12 protein-coding genes and 1 pseudogene are annotated in these 15,460 nt (G+C 71.2%); 8 read left to right on the top strand and 5 right to left on the bottom strand.

Features of this window, described 5'->3' with window-relative positions; translation table 11 throughout:
• Nucleotides 1-168: 168 nt before the first annotated feature.
• From ACQPWW_RS20825 to ACQPWW_RS20815, 3 genes and pseudogenes are all read left to right on the top strand, one after another.
• Nucleotides 169-597, top strand: coding sequence for a hypothetical protein (locus ACQPWW_RS20825; protein ID WP_433124849.1), 429 nt, complete (start codon nt 169-171; stop codon nt 595-597).
• Nucleotides 598-621: 24 nt separating this feature from the next.
• Nucleotides 622-960, top strand: a pseudogene (locus ACQPWW_RS20820) (FAD-binding oxidoreductase); the annotation flags it as partial.
• Complete coding sequence (locus tag ACQPWW_RS20815) at nt 936-1,481, top strand: BBE domain-containing protein (protein WP_433134461.1); 546 nt, start codon at nt 936-938, stop codon at nt 1,479-1,481. The pseudogene ACQPWW_RS20820 and the gene ACQPWW_RS20815, both read left to right, overlap by 25 nt.
• A 5-nt stretch (nt 1,482-1,486) precedes the next feature.
• On the opposite strand, the gene ACQPWW_RS20810 is transcribed toward ACQPWW_RS20815, so the two are convergent.
• Nucleotides 1,487-6,724 carry a tetratricopeptide repeat protein gene (locus ACQPWW_RS20810; RefSeq protein WP_433124847.1) on the bottom strand — a complete coding sequence of 1,746 codons (5,238 nt, stop codon included), beginning with the start codon at nt 6,722-6,724 and terminating at the stop codon, nt 1,487-1,489.
• 158 nt (nt 6,725-6,882) lie between these two features.
• Here ACQPWW_RS20810 and ACQPWW_RS20805 point away from each other — a divergent pair, with 158 nt between their 5' ends.
• On the top strand, nt 6,883-7,767 hold the full coding sequence (locus tag ACQPWW_RS20805) for a pyridoxal-phosphate dependent enzyme (protein ID WP_433124846.1): 885 nt from the start codon (nt 6,883-6,885) through the stop codon (nt 7,765-7,767).
• A gap of 66 nt (nt 7,768-7,833) precedes the next feature.
• Here the strand turns inward: ACQPWW_RS20805 and ACQPWW_RS20800 are convergent, their stop codons facing one another.
• Nucleotides 7,834-8,679 (bottom strand): NAD(P)H-binding protein, encoded by an 846-nt coding sequence (locus tag ACQPWW_RS20800; protein WP_433124844.1) that lies wholly within the window; start codon nt 8,677-8,679, stop codon nt 7,834-7,836.
• An 87-nt stretch (nt 8,680-8,766) separates the two neighbouring features.
• On the opposite strand from ACQPWW_RS20800, the gene ACQPWW_RS20795 reads away from it, so the two are divergent.
• The 3 genes from ACQPWW_RS20795 (at nt 8,767) to ACQPWW_RS20785 (ending at nt 11,181) form a co-directional block, all read left to right on the top strand.
• Complete coding sequence (locus tag ACQPWW_RS20795; RefSeq protein ID WP_433124842.1) at nt 8,767-9,246, top strand: MarR family winged helix-turn-helix transcriptional regulator; 480 nt, start codon at nt 8,767-8,769, stop codon at nt 9,244-9,246.
• A gap of 103 nt (nt 9,247-9,349) precedes the next feature.
• Complete coding sequence (locus ACQPWW_RS20790; protein ID WP_433124840.1) at nt 9,350-10,567, top strand: MFS transporter; 1,218 nt, start codon at nt 9,350-9,352, stop codon at nt 10,565-10,567.
• A complete protein-coding gene (locus tag ACQPWW_RS20785; protein ID WP_433124839.1) occupies nt 10,564-11,181 on the top strand; it encodes a VOC family protein in 618 nt (205 codons plus the stop codon). Before ACQPWW_RS20790 ends, ACQPWW_RS20785 begins: the two co-directional genes overlap by 4 nt.
• 52 nt (nt 11,182-11,233) lie before the next feature.
• On the opposite strand, the gene ACQPWW_RS20780 is transcribed toward ACQPWW_RS20785, so the two are convergent.
• Nucleotides 11,234-11,842 (bottom strand): TetR/AcrR family transcriptional regulator, encoded by a 609-nt coding sequence (locus ACQPWW_RS20780; protein ID WP_433124837.1) that lies wholly within the window; start codon nt 11,840-11,842, stop codon nt 11,234-11,236.
• A gap of 115 nt (nt 11,843-11,957) precedes the next feature.
• Here ACQPWW_RS20780 and ACQPWW_RS20775 point away from each other — a divergent pair, with 115 nt between their 5' ends.
• On the top strand, nt 11,958-12,968 hold the full coding sequence (locus ACQPWW_RS20775) for an aldo/keto reductase (protein ID WP_433124836.1): 1,011 nt from the start codon (nt 11,958-11,960) through the stop codon (nt 12,966-12,968).
• 8 nt (nt 12,969-12,976) lie between these two features.
• Here ACQPWW_RS20775 and ACQPWW_RS20770 read toward each other — a convergent pair whose 3' ends face one another.
• Together ACQPWW_RS20770 and ACQPWW_RS20765 are read right to left on the bottom strand one after the other, a co-directional pair.
• Nucleotides 12,977-13,804 (bottom strand): hypothetical protein, encoded by an 828-nt coding sequence (locus ACQPWW_RS20770; RefSeq protein WP_433124834.1) that lies wholly within the window; start codon nt 13,802-13,804, stop codon nt 12,977-12,979.
• On the bottom strand, nt 13,804-15,396 hold the full coding sequence (locus ACQPWW_RS20765; RefSeq protein WP_433124833.1) for a LuxR C-terminal-related transcriptional regulator: 1,593 nt from the start codon (nt 15,394-15,396) through the stop codon (nt 13,804-13,806). Before ACQPWW_RS20765 ends, ACQPWW_RS20770 begins: the two co-directional genes overlap by 1 nt.
• Nucleotides 15,397-15,460 lie beyond the last annotated feature (64 nt).

The following is a 15,460-nucleotide window of genomic DNA, read 5'->3' as shown; positions in this document are numbered from 1 at the left end:
CCGCACGCCCATCGTCGGTGACGTTCTCGGCCGCCCGGAATGCGTGGGTCGGCAACTGAGTTGTGGGACATGCGATCTGTCTGAGCAGATCATATTCTGTCGCCATGACTACGTCAGCGGGCGAACGGCTGGCTGCCGACGCTGGAGTACCTGCGGTCACCGGACCGGGTGACCGCCAACCGGCTGATCGACGAGGCGGCCGTCGCGGCGGGACGAGACCCACGGGAGATCCGGCGGCTGCTCAACCTGTTCACTGTCGACGTCTCCTCGCGCAGTCGCGGCTTCCTCCAGGGGCCGCCCGAGCAGTGGGTCGAGCAGCTCCTCCCGCTGGTCCTCGATGAGGGGGTCAGCACCTTCCTGATCGGCCGCGACGACCCGCACCTGATCCAGACCTTCGGGCAGGAGATCGCCCCCGCGCTGCGCGACGCGGTCGCCAAGGAGCGGGCGGCCGCCGGGCCCGGCGCGGGACGGGTCCGCACCGTCGCCGCCCTGGCCGAGCGTCACCCGAGCCTCGACTACGACGCGCTGCCGCAGTCCTTGGCCGCCCGGTCCGTCGAGCCCGGCGACCGGGAGTACGAAGGGGTTCGGCACAGCTAGAGCTGGAGCGGATCACCGGCCCTGGTGATCCGCCCCCATACCGTCGCCGAGGTGCGCAACGCCGTGTCGTACGCGCGGACGCAGGACGTGCCGCTGTCCGTGCGCAGCGGCGGGCACGGCATCAGCGGCCGGTCGACGAACGACGGGGGAGTCGTCATCGACATGTCGATGATGAACAGGGTCGAGGTGCTCGACCGGTCCACCCGCCGGATCCGGCTGGAGCCGGGCGCCCGTTGGGGGGAGGTGGCTCAGGCACTCGCCCCGTACGGCCTCGCCATGAGCTCGGGCGACTACGGTGACGTGGGCGTCGGCGGCCTCGCCACCACCGCCGGCATCGGATACCTGGCGCGCAGGCACGGCCTGACCATCGACGACACCGTCGCCGCCGAGATCGTGACAGCGGATGGCCGCCTGCTCCGTGTCGACGCCGAGCATCATCCCGACCTGTTCTGGGCCGTCCGGGGCGCCGGCGGCAACTTCGGCGTCGTCACCGCGTTCGCGCTGGAGGCGTACGAGGTCGACACCGTCGTCCACGCCCAGCTCGTCGCGGACGCGACCGACACCGCCCACCTGCTGCGCCGCTGGGGCCAACTCGTCGAGGAGGCGCCACGGGACCTGACCAGTTTCCTGTCCCTCTTCCCTGGTCGCCGGGGCAACCCACCGACGGCCCAGGTCACCCTCGTCCACGCCCGGGACGACATCGAGGCGGCACGCTCGGCCCTCAGCCCGTTCCTGGAGATCGGCCCGAGCACACCCTCACCCGGCTGCGCGCCATCAAGGCCACCTACGACCCGGACAACGTCTTCAACCGGAACTTCCCGATCCCACCGGCAAGCGACACCGACGACGAGGGAGCGGATTTCCGTGACGACGACGCCGGGTGAGCGCCTCACCGTCGACGGTGGTCCTCCGATCGTCGCTGGTTCGGCGCGTAGCCGACCGGACCCGTGCTGATGGCGAGGTTGCCCGGTCGGATGACCACCTCGCCGGTGGGACCCGCGGTGATCTGACCCAACCCTGCCTGGAGGTCGGCTTCGAAGCCGGGCAGCTTCAGCCGGATGAGCGACGGCAGGAGCACGGCGACGGCGACGAGCCCGACCAGGACGGGCGTGATGGTGGTGATCATGACGGTGGTGACGCGGTCCGACACGAAGAACGCGGTCCACATCACCGCCAGCAGGCCCAACGCCACTGTCGCGATGGTGGCCGTGCCGAGCGCCGCGGTACGGGCGACGCCCCTCTCGCGTTCGAGCAACTGCACGAGCCGTTGCGCATCCACATGTTCGCGCTCGACGCTCAGACAGCGACGCAGATGCCGCAGCGCGACGCGACGGGAGGGAGCATCGCCCAGGGCGCCCACCGTCGCCGTTCCACCCAGCCGCACCTGACACACCGCGGCCACGTAGTAGGGGTCGGCCTCGCCCGCAGGTGCGGCGGCGATCGCCTCAACCGCTTCGGCGTACGCCTCCGCGAAGACATCGTCGTTCTGCGTCGCGTCGGCCTGATGGAACAGCAGCCGGGCCAGGGCCAGGTGCAGCCGCCACGGTACGGCCGCCGTCCGTAGCCCTTCTCGCAACACGTCCTCCGCCTCGCGGGATCGGCCCAGTGCGGTCAACGCCTCGGCCAGCCCGAGCGCCGCGACCTGCACCGACGGGTCCACTCGCAGAACGCCCCGAAACAGGCGGGTGGCCTCCTGCGGCTGATCCATGAGCAGCCGCAGGTGCCCCAGCTCGACCTGTGCGGAAGCGGCGTACGGATCCTGCGCGATCGCGACGTTCAGGTGCGCCTCGGCCTCCTCGTACCGGCCCAACTGTGTGTACAGCGACGCGAGGTCGGTATGGCTGCCCTTGTAGGGGTCGACCTTCAGCGCCTTCCCCAAGTGGTATTCCGCGGCCGGCAGCCGGCCGAGCCGGTAGTCGATCACGCCCAGGCACACAAGTACGGCCGCATCCTGATGTTCGGCGAGCGCCGCGAGGCAGAGCTGCTCGGCCTCCTCCCACTGACGACGTTCGTCCTGTCGGACCAGCGCCCAGGCTCGGGCCAGCCGATACTCGCGGTCGTGCGGCATCAGCTCGACCGATCGACGGAAGTGGTCTTCGGCGGACACGTAGTCGCCGCAGGTGAAGTCGACCCAGCCGAGTCCCGCGATCGACGCGGCCCGTTCTCCGTTCGACAGTGCCGTGCGCTCCAGTCGGGTGAAGGTCGCCCGCGCCTCGGACAGCCGTTCCGAGTCGTGCTGGATCCACGCCAGCTCCTCCGTCAGAGCGCGCAGGTGTGGCTTCTCCTGCGCCAGCGGCGAAATCAATCCGTCCGCCTCGGCGTAGCTGTGCAAGGTGCGCAGAGCCGCTGACCTGCCCACCAGAGCCCGGGGGTTGTGCGGGTTGCACAGGGCGGCGGCCTCGTAACAGGCGAGGGCCTCCCGCACCTGCAACCGCTCCTCGAAGGTCTGTCCCAGGCAGATGTGCAACGACTCGGATTCTGGTCGCAGTGCCACCGCGGCACGAGCGCACCGCTCGGCGTCGACGTGTCGCTGGAGCCGCTGGAGCGTCACCACCCGCCGCTCAACCACATGAACACGACCGGGATCGATGGCGAACGCGCTGTCGAATGCGGCCAGAGCCTGCTGGTCGTCGTACCGGTCAGCATGTGCGTTCCCCAGCTCGAGGAGCACCTCGACGCTGTCCGGATGCGCCACGACCGCCCTCTGCGCTGCCGTCAGCGCACCCACGAAATCGCGCGACAGCCGCAACACGCGGATCCGCGCCGCCAGTGCCAGGTCATCTCGCGGGTCGAGGTCGAGGGCGGCCTGTACGGACGCACCCGCGGCTTCGAAGTCACCCCTGTCCTCGCTGACGCTCGCCAGCTCCAGATGGAGGACCAACGAGTCGGGTCGCGCGTCGATCGCCAGGCGCGCTGCCTCCTCCGCCTGGTCGAGGCGCCGTAGCTGGCGCAGTTGGATGATGCGCCGGGCCAGGGCCCATTCGTGGTGTGGATCGATGGTGAGGGCCTGCTCGACGGCGGTGAGGGCTTGTTCACTGTCGTGCCGGTCGTCGTGGACGTAGGCGAGTTGAAGGTGCGGGTCGGGTGAGCCGGGCAGCGTCTCGATCGCCTGGCGGGCGGCCTCTTCGGCTTCGTCGAGGCGTCGTAGTCGCCGTAGCTCGACGATGTGCCAGATGAGCGCCGACTCGTGGTGGGGGTCGATGGTGAGGGCCTGTTCGAATGCCTCGAGCGCTCGTCGGTGGTCGTGCCGGTCGTCGTGCAGGTAGCCGAGTTCGACGTACGGCCGGGGTGAGTCCGGCCGTGCCTCGACTGCCCGGCGGACGGCCTCCTCGGCTTCGTCGAAGCGTCGTAGCTGGCGCAGCTCGGTGACGCGCCAGGCGAGGGCCAATTCGTGCTGTGGGCTGATGGTGAGGGCCTGCTCGACAGCCGTCAGGGCCTGCTCATGGTCATGGCGATTTTCATGCAGGAGTGCCCGCTGGAGGTGCAGGTCAGGTGAGTCGGGCCTCTTCCCGATGGCCAGTCGGATGGCGTCTTCGGCTTCCTTGAAGCGTCGTAGTCGCCGTAGTTCGACGATGTGCCAGATGAGCGCTGATTCGTGCTGTGGGTCGATGCTGAGGGCCTGTTCGAACGCCTCGAGCGCTCGTCGGTGGTCGTAGCGGTCGTCGTGCAGGTAGCCGAGTTCGACGTACGGCCGGGGTGAGTCCGGCCGTGCCTCGACTGCCCGGCGGACGGCCTCCTCGGCTTCGTCGAAGCGTCGTAGCCGGCGCAGTTCGGTGATGTGCCAGGTGAGGGCCGATTCGTGGTGGGGGTCGAGGGTGAGGGCCTGCACGACAGCGGTGAGGGCGTGTGCATGGTCGTTCCGGTCGTCGTGGACGTAGGCCAGTTGGAGGCGCAGGTCGGGTGAGTCGGGCCGTGCCTCGATCGCCTGCCGGGCGGCCTGTTCCGCGTCGTCGAAGCGTCGTAGCTGGCGCAGTTGGATGATGCGCCAGGCGAGGGCCGATTCGTGGTGGGGGTCGATGGTGAGGGCCTGTTCGAACGCATCGAGCGCTCGTTTGTGGTCGTGCCGGTCGTCGTGCAGGTGGCCGAGTTCGAGGTGCAGCTGGGGTGAGTTCGGCCGTGCCTCGATCGCCTGCCGGGCGGATTGTTCCGCGTCGTCGAAGCGTCGTAGCTGGCGCAGTTCGGTGATGCGCCAGACGAGGGCCCATTCGTGGTGTGGGTCGAGGGTGAGGGCCTGCTCGACAGCGGTGAGGGCTTGTTCATAGTCGTGCTTGTCGTCGTGGACGTAGGCCAGTTGGAGACGCAGGTTGGGTGAGTCGGGCCGGTTCTCGATCGCCTCGCGTGCGGCCTCTTCGGCGTCGTCGAGGCGCCGTAGCTGGCGCAGTTCGGTGATGCGCCAGGCGAGGGCCGATTCGTGGTGGGGGTCGATGGTGAGGGCCTGTTCGAACGCCTCGAGCGCTCGTCGGTGGTCGTGCCGGTCGTCGTGCAGGTAGCCGAGTTCGAGGTGCAGCTGGGGTGAGTCCGGCCGTGCCTCGACTGCCTGCCGGGCGGCCTGTTCCGCGTCGTCGAAGCGCCGTAGCTGGCGCAGTTCGGTGATGCGCCAGGCGAGGGCCCATTCGTGGTGCGGGTCGATGGTGAGGGCCTGCTCGAATGCCTCGAGCGCTCGTTCGTGGTCGTAGCGGTCGTCGTGCAGGTAGCCGAGTTCGACGTACGGCTGGGCCAGGTCGGGGCGCTTCTCGGTGGCCTGTCGGATGGCCGCCTCGGCTTCGTCGAAACATCGTCGGTGCCGCAGTTTTCTGATGCGCCAGGCGAGCGCCAGTCCGTCCCCGGGATCGATCGCGAGGGCGCGATCGGCAGCCGCCAGGGCGCTTTCGTGATCGTGCCGATCGTCGTGCACATAGGCCAGATGACGGTACAGGTCAGGTGAGTCGGGCCGTCGCTCGATCGCCTGACGCGCGGCCTCCTCGGCCTCATCGAGACGGTGTAACCGCCGCAGGAGGCTCACGTGCGAGGACAGGGCCCACTCGTGCCCAGGATCGATGTCGAGTGCCTTACCGAACGCCGCCCGGGCGCGTTCGAAGTCGTGCTGGTCCTCGTACACGCAACCCAGTTCAACCTGCATCTGCGGCAGTCGAGGCGCTCGAGTGACCGCCTCGAGGGCGCTCCGTTCGGCGTCGGCCCACCGCCGGAGATTCCGCAGTTCGGTCGTACGCCACTCGAGCGCGTCGGCGTCGAACGGGTCGATCGTGAGGGCCTGTTCGAAGCTGGCCAGGGACTCTTCGAACCTGTAGCTCTCGTCGAGGACGTGCGCCAGCCCCACCCAGCGGCGCGGCTCCTCGGGTTTGCGGGCGAGCGCGGCCTCCGCGAGCCGTTGGGCCTCCTCGACCCTGCCCAGAGCAGACAGCGCCTCGAGCCGCAGCAGCAGGGCCGGCGGCTCCTCGTCCTGCGCCGTGTCGAGGTAGGCGATCACCTCCTCGAACCGGTAGCGATCGAGGAGGCTCCTTGCGTACTCGGCTCGGACGGTGTCGGCGATCATCCCGGCCGTGGCGACCAGCGTGTCGATGTCGTCGAACCTGCGTACACATCGCAGACCGTGCAGCAGCCACCGCAACCCCCGCGGGTCGTCCCGATCGAGCGCGTGGGCTTCGCGGAAGTACGGTAACGACTCCTCGAACCGGTACTGATCGACGAGCAGCCGTCCGGTCGCGACGCGTAGCAGGGGGCTCGCCGGAAACGCCGCACCGGCCTCGGCCGCGACCGTCGCGGCGTCGTCGTAGTGCCGGCCACGGCTCAGACTGGCGACCAGCCAGGCGGACAGCTCGGCAGAAGCGCCGTGCCGCTCGTGGGCCTGACGGAGCACCTCGGCCGCATCGTCGGATCGGTGCACGGCGAGCAGTACCCGCGCGCGGGCGACCGCCAGCGCGGCGGGAGGCTCCGCGGTCCCCGTCGGCGCGGCTTCGAGCAGGCGCAGCGCTTCGCTCGTCCGCCCGGAACGCCGGAGCTCGTCGACGCGCCGCGGTAGGTCGTCGTCGCGCCGCAGCGGGTCATCGGTCCGGCCTGGCACCGTCACCGCCGCGTCGACGGGGCCTGGCTGGAGGGGCACAGCCCGGTCGAGCGGCTTCTCGGACATCCAGTAACTCCTCCGCCTGCCCCGCGCGAGGCAACGGCTAATGATCCACGCCGTCTGATCGCATTGCTGTCGGATACCCGACCCATCGCGGCCGATCGCCACCGGCCACCGGCGGTCGAGGAGCCGCACGCCGAGCGACGGGGTGATTAGCTGCACGGATGATCACTCCCGTTTCCCTCGGCACGTGGCCGACACCGGTGGAGGCCGCGCCCCGACTCGCCGCCCGGCTGGGGCTGGCCGAGCTGTGGTTCAAGCGCGACGACCTCACCGGCCTCGGCGGGGGCGGCAACAAGATCCGCAAGCTGGAGTACACCTGCGCCCAGGCGATCGCCGCCGGCGCCACCACGGTGATCACCTCGGGTGCGCCGCAGAGCAACCACGCGCGGCTCACCGCTGCCGCTTCCGCCCGGCTCGGTCTCGCCTGCGTGCTGGTGCTCGCCGGCCCGCCCGCGGAGGAGCGGCGGGGCAACCTGCTCCTCGACGGGCTTGCCGGCGCCGAGGTCATCTGGGGTGGGGACCGCCCGCTCGCCGAGGTGGTGGCGGCCGAGGCGCAGAGGCGCTCGGCGTGGGTGATCCCGTTCGGCGGCACCTCATCCGTGTCGGTCCAGGGTTACGTCACCTGCGGCCGGGAGTTGCGGGCCCAGGTGCCGGACATCGACGGGACCGACGTCGTGGTGGCCCTCGGCTCCGGCGGCACGATGGCCGGGCTGGTACGCGAGTTGGGCGCCGCACGGGTGGTCGGCGTGGATGTCGGTGCCCTGCCGGACCCTCGGGCGACTGTCGCCGGCCTGCTCGACGGTGAGGTCGAGCCGGACGCGCTGCGGATCGACGGCTCCCAGGTGGGCGCCGCGTACCGCACGCTGACCGACGGCGCGCGGGCAGCGCTGGAGACGACAGCGCGCGAGGCGGGCGTCTTCCTCGACCCGACGTACACCGGCCGGGCGATGGCGGGGCTACTGGCCGGCAGCTTCCCGCGCGGCGACAAGGTCGTCTTCCTGCACAGCGGGGGACTGCCGGGGCTCTTCGGTCACCCCGAGCTGTAGGGCCTGTGTTACTGGGCGGCGGTGCCCTTCGGTGATTTCGCACCGAAGGGCACCGCCGCCCATCGGTCAGGCGTTGGCCAGGTGCTCGCGGTGGTCGTGGACGAACTCGGCGAAGGTCCGCGGCTGCCGACCGACGATCCGGGCGACGTGGTCGTTCGTGAAGTCGCCCCACCCGGAACCGTAGGCAACCCGGTACTCGGCGAGAACCTCGGCCGACCACGTGTCGAGACCCGCCTGGAGCAGGCCGTCGCGTGTCTGTTCCGGGCTCTGCGGTACGTACGTGACCGGCTGTCCGAGTGTCCGGGCGATGTCCTCGGCGGCCTGGTCCAGCGTGATGCTCTCCGGCCCGGTCGGCGTGTAGATCATGCCCTCGTGCCGCTGCGGCGCGGCGAGGATCGCCGCCCCCGCGGCGGCGATGTCCCGGGCGTCGATCATCCCGACCCGGTTATCGCCGAAGACTCCGTAGAGGTGCTCCCCGGCCTTGGAGAAGAGCAGGTTCTGCATGAAGAAACTCGGGCGCAGGATCGTCCAGGGAATGCCCGACTGCTGCAACTCCGCGTCGGACAGCGCGTGCAGTCGACCGTTGCGGGTGGGCGCGTCGTGTGCGGCACCGATCGCGGAGAGCCGGACGATGTGTCGCACGCCGGCCTGCCGGGCGGCCCACACCGCGTTCATGCTCTGGCTCGGCGCCTGCGGGCCCATCGGCATCAGCAGCCACAGCGTGCTGACGCCCTCGAACGCCGGGGTCAGCGTCCGGGGGCTGTCCAGGTCGCCGACGACGTAGTCGACCCCGTCGAGTTGGGGAGCGCGCGACAGGTCACGGACGAGGGCGCGTACCGGCTGGTTGCCGGCGAGCTCGCGCAGCACCTCCCTCGACACGGTGCCGTTGGCTCCGGTGATCAGAATGGTCATTGTTGTCCTCCCGGTCAGGTGGACCTGCGGTCGGGCCGCCGGTCAACGCCCGCCACGTTATAGTCCAAAACTTGTACCGTCCAATGATTGGACCATCTTATGAAGCGCAGCACACTCAAGGAGCAGGACCCGGACCTCGGCATCCTGGCCGTGCAGCTCTCCGCACGCGTACAGCGGGAGATCTTCCGGCGCTCGGCGGAGCACGGGTTCGACGACGTCCGGCCCCGCCACGGGGCGGTGCTCGCGTACCTGGACGTCGAGGGCACCCGCCCCGGCGAGCTGGCCCGGCTGGCCGGCCGCAACAAGCAGACGATGGGCGCGATCCTCGACGAGTTGGAGCGGCTGGGCTACGTCCGGCGTACGCCGGACCCCGCCGACCGCCGGGCGAAGCTGATCGTGCCGACGGAGAAGGGCCGCGAATTCGTGGAACTCACCGACGGCATCGTGGGCCAGATCGAGCAGGAACTCTCCGCCACGCTCGGCGCCGAGGAGTACCGCACCTTCCGCAGCGCACTGGGCCGGGGCGTGGCGAGCCTGCCGGCCACCGGTCACGACACCGAGGGCTGAGCCGGCGCGACCGCATGTGACGGCGCAGAGCGGGTACCCGGCCGTCGCCCACCAGCAAAATCTCCGGGTTCCACCGTCCGCACCGCAGCCGAGGAGCACCGACATGCCGATCGCCGGGAGGACCCGACTCTCACCGGGCGTCTCCCTGGTGCTGCTGGCGTCGATTCTCGTGTCGTTCCTGGCCGCGTCGGCCGCGCCGACCCCGCTCTACGGCATCTACCAGGAACGCTGGCACTTCTCACCGGTCACGACCACCGTGGTGTTCGCCGTCTACGCGCTCGCGGTGCTGGCGTCGTTGCTCACGTTCGGCAAGTTGTCGGACCATGTGGGTCGCCGACCGGTCCTGGCGGTGGCGATCGTGGTGCAGATGCTCTCGCTCGTCGTCTTCATCGTCGCCAACGGCGTACCCACGCTGCTTGTCGCCCGGCTGCTCCAGGGGCTCGCGGCCGGTGCCGCCACCGGCGCCGTCGGCGCCGGGATGCTCGACATCGACAGGGCCCGCGGCACGCTCGCGAACTCGATCGCCCCCGGCCTCGGCACCGGAAGCGGCGCCCTGCTCTCGGCGCTGCTCATCGACTTCCTGCCCGCGCCGACCCGGCTGGTGTACGTCGTCCTCCTGGTGATCCTCCTGATCCAACTCGTCGGGATCGCGCTGATGCCGGAGACGGTCACGCCGATGCCGGGGGCGCGCCGAAGTTTGCGGCCGGAGATCACCCTGCCGCGCGCCGTCCGCGAACCGTTGCTTGTCGTCGTTCCGGTGCTGTTCGCGGTCTGGGCGTTGGCCGGCTTCTTCGGCGCGCTCGGACCGGCGCTGGTGCGCAGCCTCATGAACACGTCGATCGTGGTCGGTGGGCTGGTCCTCTTCGTCTTCGCCGTCTTCGGGTCGGTCGCTGTCGTGCTGCTGCGCAACGCCGCCGCCCGGACGGTGATCGTGACCGGGATCGTCGCCCTCGTGCTGGGCATGATCGTCACGTTGGTGTCGGTCATGGCGGAGTCCGTCCCGGGATTCTTCGTCGGTCTCGCGCTCGGCGGCGTCGGCTTCGGTGGCGGCTTCCAGGGCAGCCTCAAGACGATCACGCCGCTGGTGGAGGCGCACGAGCGCTCCAGCGTCCTGTCGCTGCTCTACATCGTCTGCTACGTCGGGTTCGGCCTCCCGACGGTGATCGCCGGCTTCCTGGTGGTCTACGCGGGCGGCCTGCCGCAGACCGCCGACGAGTACTCAGTGGCCGTCATCCTCCTCGCCCTCGTCGCACTGCTCGGGGTGCGCCGGGCCACGAGGACCACCAAACAAACAGCAGCGACCGGGAGGGGAACGCGATGAGCCCGAAGAGCGCCAGGGGCGACGCGAGCATCGAGAACGTCGACGTCAAACTTGAGGTGATCGTCATCCCGGTGTCGGATGTCGACCGCGCGAAGGCGTTCTACCTGCGTCTCGGGTGGCGGCTCGACCAGACGCCGCCCGGCATCGTCCAACTCACGCCGCACGGCTCCGGCTGCTCGGTGCAGTTCGGTGCGGGGCTCACGTCGGCGGCGCCCGGCTCGGCCATGGCGTACCTGATCGTCTCCGATGTCGAGGCCGCCCACGACGCCCTGGTCTCCGCCGGTGTCGAGGTCGGCGACGTCTTCCACGTCACCCCGGACGGTCCGGTCGACGGGCCGGACCCCGATCGGCGCAGTTACGTCTCGCGCGCCACGCTCCGCGACCCGGACGGCAACACGTGGCTTCTGCAGGAGATCACGACCAGGCTGCCGGGGCGCGTCGAGGGCGGGCTGACGTCGTTCGGCTCGGCGAGCGACCTGGCGAGCGCGCTGCGACGCGCGGCGGCCGCCCACGGCGAGCACGAGAAGCGCACCGGGGAGCGGGACGACAACTGGCCCGACTGGTACGCGGCGTACCTGGTGAGCGAGCAGTCGGGGACCACGCCGCCCGAGTGAGCCCGCGGCAGTGCCCAGCCTGACGTTCGCAACGCCCCGCGACCCTGTTTCGTCAGCGCAGCCCGCGGATGAGGTTGTCGACAAGGGTGCGGGCGAAGTCCTCGGTCAGTGGCAGGTCGGGGACCAGGAGCCGGTGGTAGCAGGCGCCCCAGAGTTGGTCGACGACGGATTCCGGGTCGATGTCGGCGCGCAGCTGCCCACGGGCGATGGCTCTGGTGAGGGTTTCCACGGCCAGCGCGCGGCGGGGGCCGGAGTAGCGCTCCCGGTAGGCGGCGGCCAGTTCCGGGTCGGTCTGGGCCTGGCCGATGAGTTGGCTGATGACCCGGCCGGCGGAGGTGTCCCGAACGAGGTGGACGAAGGCGACGAGCTGGTTGGTCAGGTCGGCGACGATGTCCGCGGTGTCGGGGAAGGCCAACGTGGGGGCGACGACGGTGAAGTAGCCGTCCAGGGCGAGCGCACCCCGGGACGGCCACCACTTGTAGATCGTCATCCGGCTGGCCCCCGCCCGGGCCGCGACCTTCTCGATGGTGAAGCCGGCCATGCCCTCGGCCAGCAGGAGATCGCCGGCCGCCGTGAGGATCTCCGCGCGTACCTGGTTGGCGGGCCGACGGCCGCGACCACGGCGTGGTGGCGTGTGGGCGTCCGGCGTGAGCTGGGCCACGGGTCCTCCCGGTTATATGGACAGCATGTCTACAGAGTGGTTATATGGACACAGCGTACACAGCGGTGCCCGTCCTCGGGACGCGCCGCGACGGCGACCGAAGGAGACGAGAACCATGACGGCTCTACCACGGCGACGGCTGGGCGCCTCCGGGCCAGAGGTGTCGATCATCGGGCTCGGCGCGATGGGCATGTCGGACCTGTACGGACCATCCGACGAGGCGGAGAGCGTGGCGACCCTGCACGCGGCCATCGACGCCGGCGTGAACCTGGTCGACACCGGGGACTTCTACGGCTCGGGTCACAACGAGATGCTGATCGGTCGGGTGCTGCGCGAGCGCCGTCGGGACGAGGTGGTGCTCAGCGTCAAGTTCGGCGCGCGCCGGACGCCCGACGGAGGGTTCCAGGCAGTGCCGTACGACGTGTCGGCGGCGGCGGTGAAGGACCGGTTGGCGTACTCGCTGCGCCGGTTGGGCACCGACCACATCGACATCTACCGGCCCTCCCGGCTGAACCCGCAGGTGCCGGTCGAGGAGACGGTCGGCGCGCTGCGGGAGATGCAGCAGGCCGGCTACATCCGGCACATCGGGCTCTCCGAGGTGGGCGCGGACACCATCCGCCGGGCGGCGGCCGTCGCGCCGATCAGTGACCTCCAGATCGAGTACTCGCTGTTGTCCCGGGGCCCCGAGGCCGCGATCCTGCCGGTGTTGCGGGAGCTGGGCATCGGCTTGACCGCCTACGGGGTGCTGTCCCGAGGTCTGCTGAGCGGGCACTGGTCGGCGGACCGCGAGCTGACCGGCACGGACTTCCGGGCGAACAGCCCGCGTTTCCAGGGCGAGCACCTGACCGCGAACCTGCGCCTCGTGGACGCGCTGGGCCGGGTCGCGCAGCGGCTGGGAGCGACAACGAGCCAGGTGGCGATCGCCTGGGTGGCGGCGCAAGGCGAGCAGATCGTGCCGCTGGTCGGCGCGCGACGGCGGGACCGGCTGACCGAGTCGCTGGCCGCGGCCGACCTCGTGTTGGACCGGGAGGCCCTGGACGAGATCGAGCGTGCGGTGCCGGCCGGCGCCGCCTCCGGACAGCGGTACGCGGCGCCGATGATGGACCTGCTCGACAGCGAGAAGTGACGGGTAGGTCAGGGAGCTGACCGCCAGACCCAGTTGCGGCGCTCGTAGCGGGGCACCAGACCGGCGCGGCGCAGATTGTCAAGCGACGGGTTCCGCGTACCGGGCGCGGGTTTCCCGGTCTCGGCGAACAGCCACCGGCACCCGGCCTCGGCCGCGGCTCGGGCGCGGGCGGCGATCAGCGCCGACTGCGCACCGAGGCCGCGGTGCCCGGGCGCCGTCGCGGCCGCGTTGAGCGAGGCGGACTCGCCGTGCAGGAACAGGTTGCCGCCCGCGACGAGCGCGTCGTCGTCCCACGCGGCGTGCGGCCGCCAGGCCGGCTCGCCCACTGTCGCGGCCAGCATGTCGGTGAGCCCACCGGCCGGCATGCCGAAGCCGGCGAGCACCACGTCGGCCCAGCGTCGCGCGTCGGCCGTCGGCACCGGGCCGACCCGCAGGCGGGTCCGCGCCGCGGCGACGTCACCCGGTCGGGCGGCGAGCTTGACCCAGGTGCTACCCGGCGCGAGCCCGCGCGCGGCGGCGACCTCGTCGAAGCCCTTGGGCAGGACCGCCGGGACGAGCTGGAGGACGGCCTGGTCCACACCGTGCTCGCGGTAGAAGTCGAGGACGCGATCCAGGATCTGCACGGTGAACGGCTCGGTGACGCCGAAGCCGAGGGCCTTGCTCCAATACCCACCGGAGGGGTCGTTGCGCATGGCGAGGGCGACGCCGCCGCCGATGCGCGTGGTCACGACCCCCAATTCGGTGTACGCCGGCTCGGGCATCCGCGACTCGTAGGCGTACATGAACTCGGACTCCACGCCCTCGGCGAGCGGGGTCAGGTCGGTCGGGTCGGTCATCAGCCGATTCTCGCCTTGTGCCGGTCCCAGGCGCGCACCAACTGCATCCGGTTGTGGATACCCAGCTTGTGATATATGGAGCGGAGCTGCGTGTCCACGGTGTGGAAGGAGACGAAGAGAGTTCCGGCCGCCTCCTTCTTCGTGGCGCCGGCCGCCAGCACCTCGGCCACCCGTTCCTCGGCCGGGGTGAGCGCGCCGAAACCGGTCCGCGGCGGCTCGTCGGTCGACGGCCGGTGCCGTGGGGTGGCGGCGAGTTCGACACACCGCCGGTCGGCTGTCGCCTGGTCACCCGGCGCGCCGATCCGGGCGTAGAGGGCGGCCGCCTCCTGCGCGGCGTCCCACGCCTCGGCCGGGCGCGGTCGCTGGCTGTTCGCGAGGTCGAGCAACGCGTCGGCAAGCGCCGGCCGGGCAGCGGTCGTCCGCAGCCCGTCGACAGCCGATCGCAGCGCGTCCGCGTCGCCGTCGAGCAGACCCCGGGTCTGCGCGGCCAGCGCGTGCCACAGCGGGACCGGGGTGCGGGTGGCCACCAGCTCGACCAGCTCGGTGACCCGGCGGGCCGCCTGGGTGTCGCCAACGGCCATCGCCGCGCGCACCAGTCGAGGGCCGAAGTGCGGCACGGGCAACAGCGACCGAACCGACCGGTGCAGGTCCGCGACCGCCCTGTCGAGCAGGCGCGCCGGCTCGCTGAGGGCGGGGTCGCGGACCGCGACACAGAACGCCGGCGTCCACGTCGTACTGTCGGGCCACCGTCTCTCCCGGAGGCACGGGCGCAGGACGGCGCGGGCGGCGTCGTGTTCGCCGCGGCGGTAGCGAACCTCGGCGGTCACCGCGACCAGCAGGGCGCGCACCTCCGGGCCGAGGTCCGTCGAGTCCGACCCGAGCGCCGTGGCCGCCAGCGCGCCCGCCTCGGGCAACTCTCCCACCGCGACCATCCGTAGGCAGTCCAGGGCGGCCAGTCTGCCGCTCACCGGGATGCCGGGCGACGTCGTCCCGTCCGACGCCGTCGCGCTCCGCGCGTCCTGGTGCCGGCCCAGGCCGAGGTGCACCAGAACGCGTTCGGCCCGGATGGCCGTGGCGTCCCGTCGTGCCACCCGGGCATCCGGGTCCAGGGCCGCCAGCACGGCGTCGGCACCCGGGAGGTCTCCGTGCGACAGCGAGCGGGCCGCCCGACCGAGAGCGAGGTGGCGAGCGGACGAGTGGTCACCCGCGGCGGCGTGCGCGGTGCCCGCGTCCCGGAGCAGGGCATCGGCGTCCGGATGGCCGGTGCGCGCCGCGATCGCGGCGACAATGGCGAGCAGGGTGCTCCGGCTGCGATCGTCCAGGCCCCGGTCGAGCGCCTCCCACAGGCCGGCGAGGGCGATCGACGGCTGCTCCCGTGCCGCGATCTGTGCCAGCTGCCCGAGCACCTGCGCCCGGTGGTGGTCGCCGTGCCGGCGCTCGGCGATCTCCGCCGCCAGGACGCGCAGCGCCTCCGTCCCGCGCCCGGCGAGCCGGAGTTGGTCCGCCGCGGCGAACAGTGCGCGCCGTTGTTGCTCGGCGTCAGCGAAGTCGTCAGCCGGGAACGTGCCGGCGTCGAGGGATGATTCGGACAATGGCGTTCTCCCCGGTGGTCACCCGGCGCGTCGACATGCCGTCCTGCGACCGAGCCTAGCCACG

It is taken from the genome of Micromonospora sp. CA-240977 (genome assembly GCF_050942285.1).
GTDB lineage: Bacteria > Actinomycetota > Actinomycetes > Mycobacteriales > Micromonosporaceae > Micromonospora.
The sequence above is the reverse complement of the archived record's forward strand: the minus strand, read 5'-3'. Positions and strand labels throughout refer to the sequence as shown.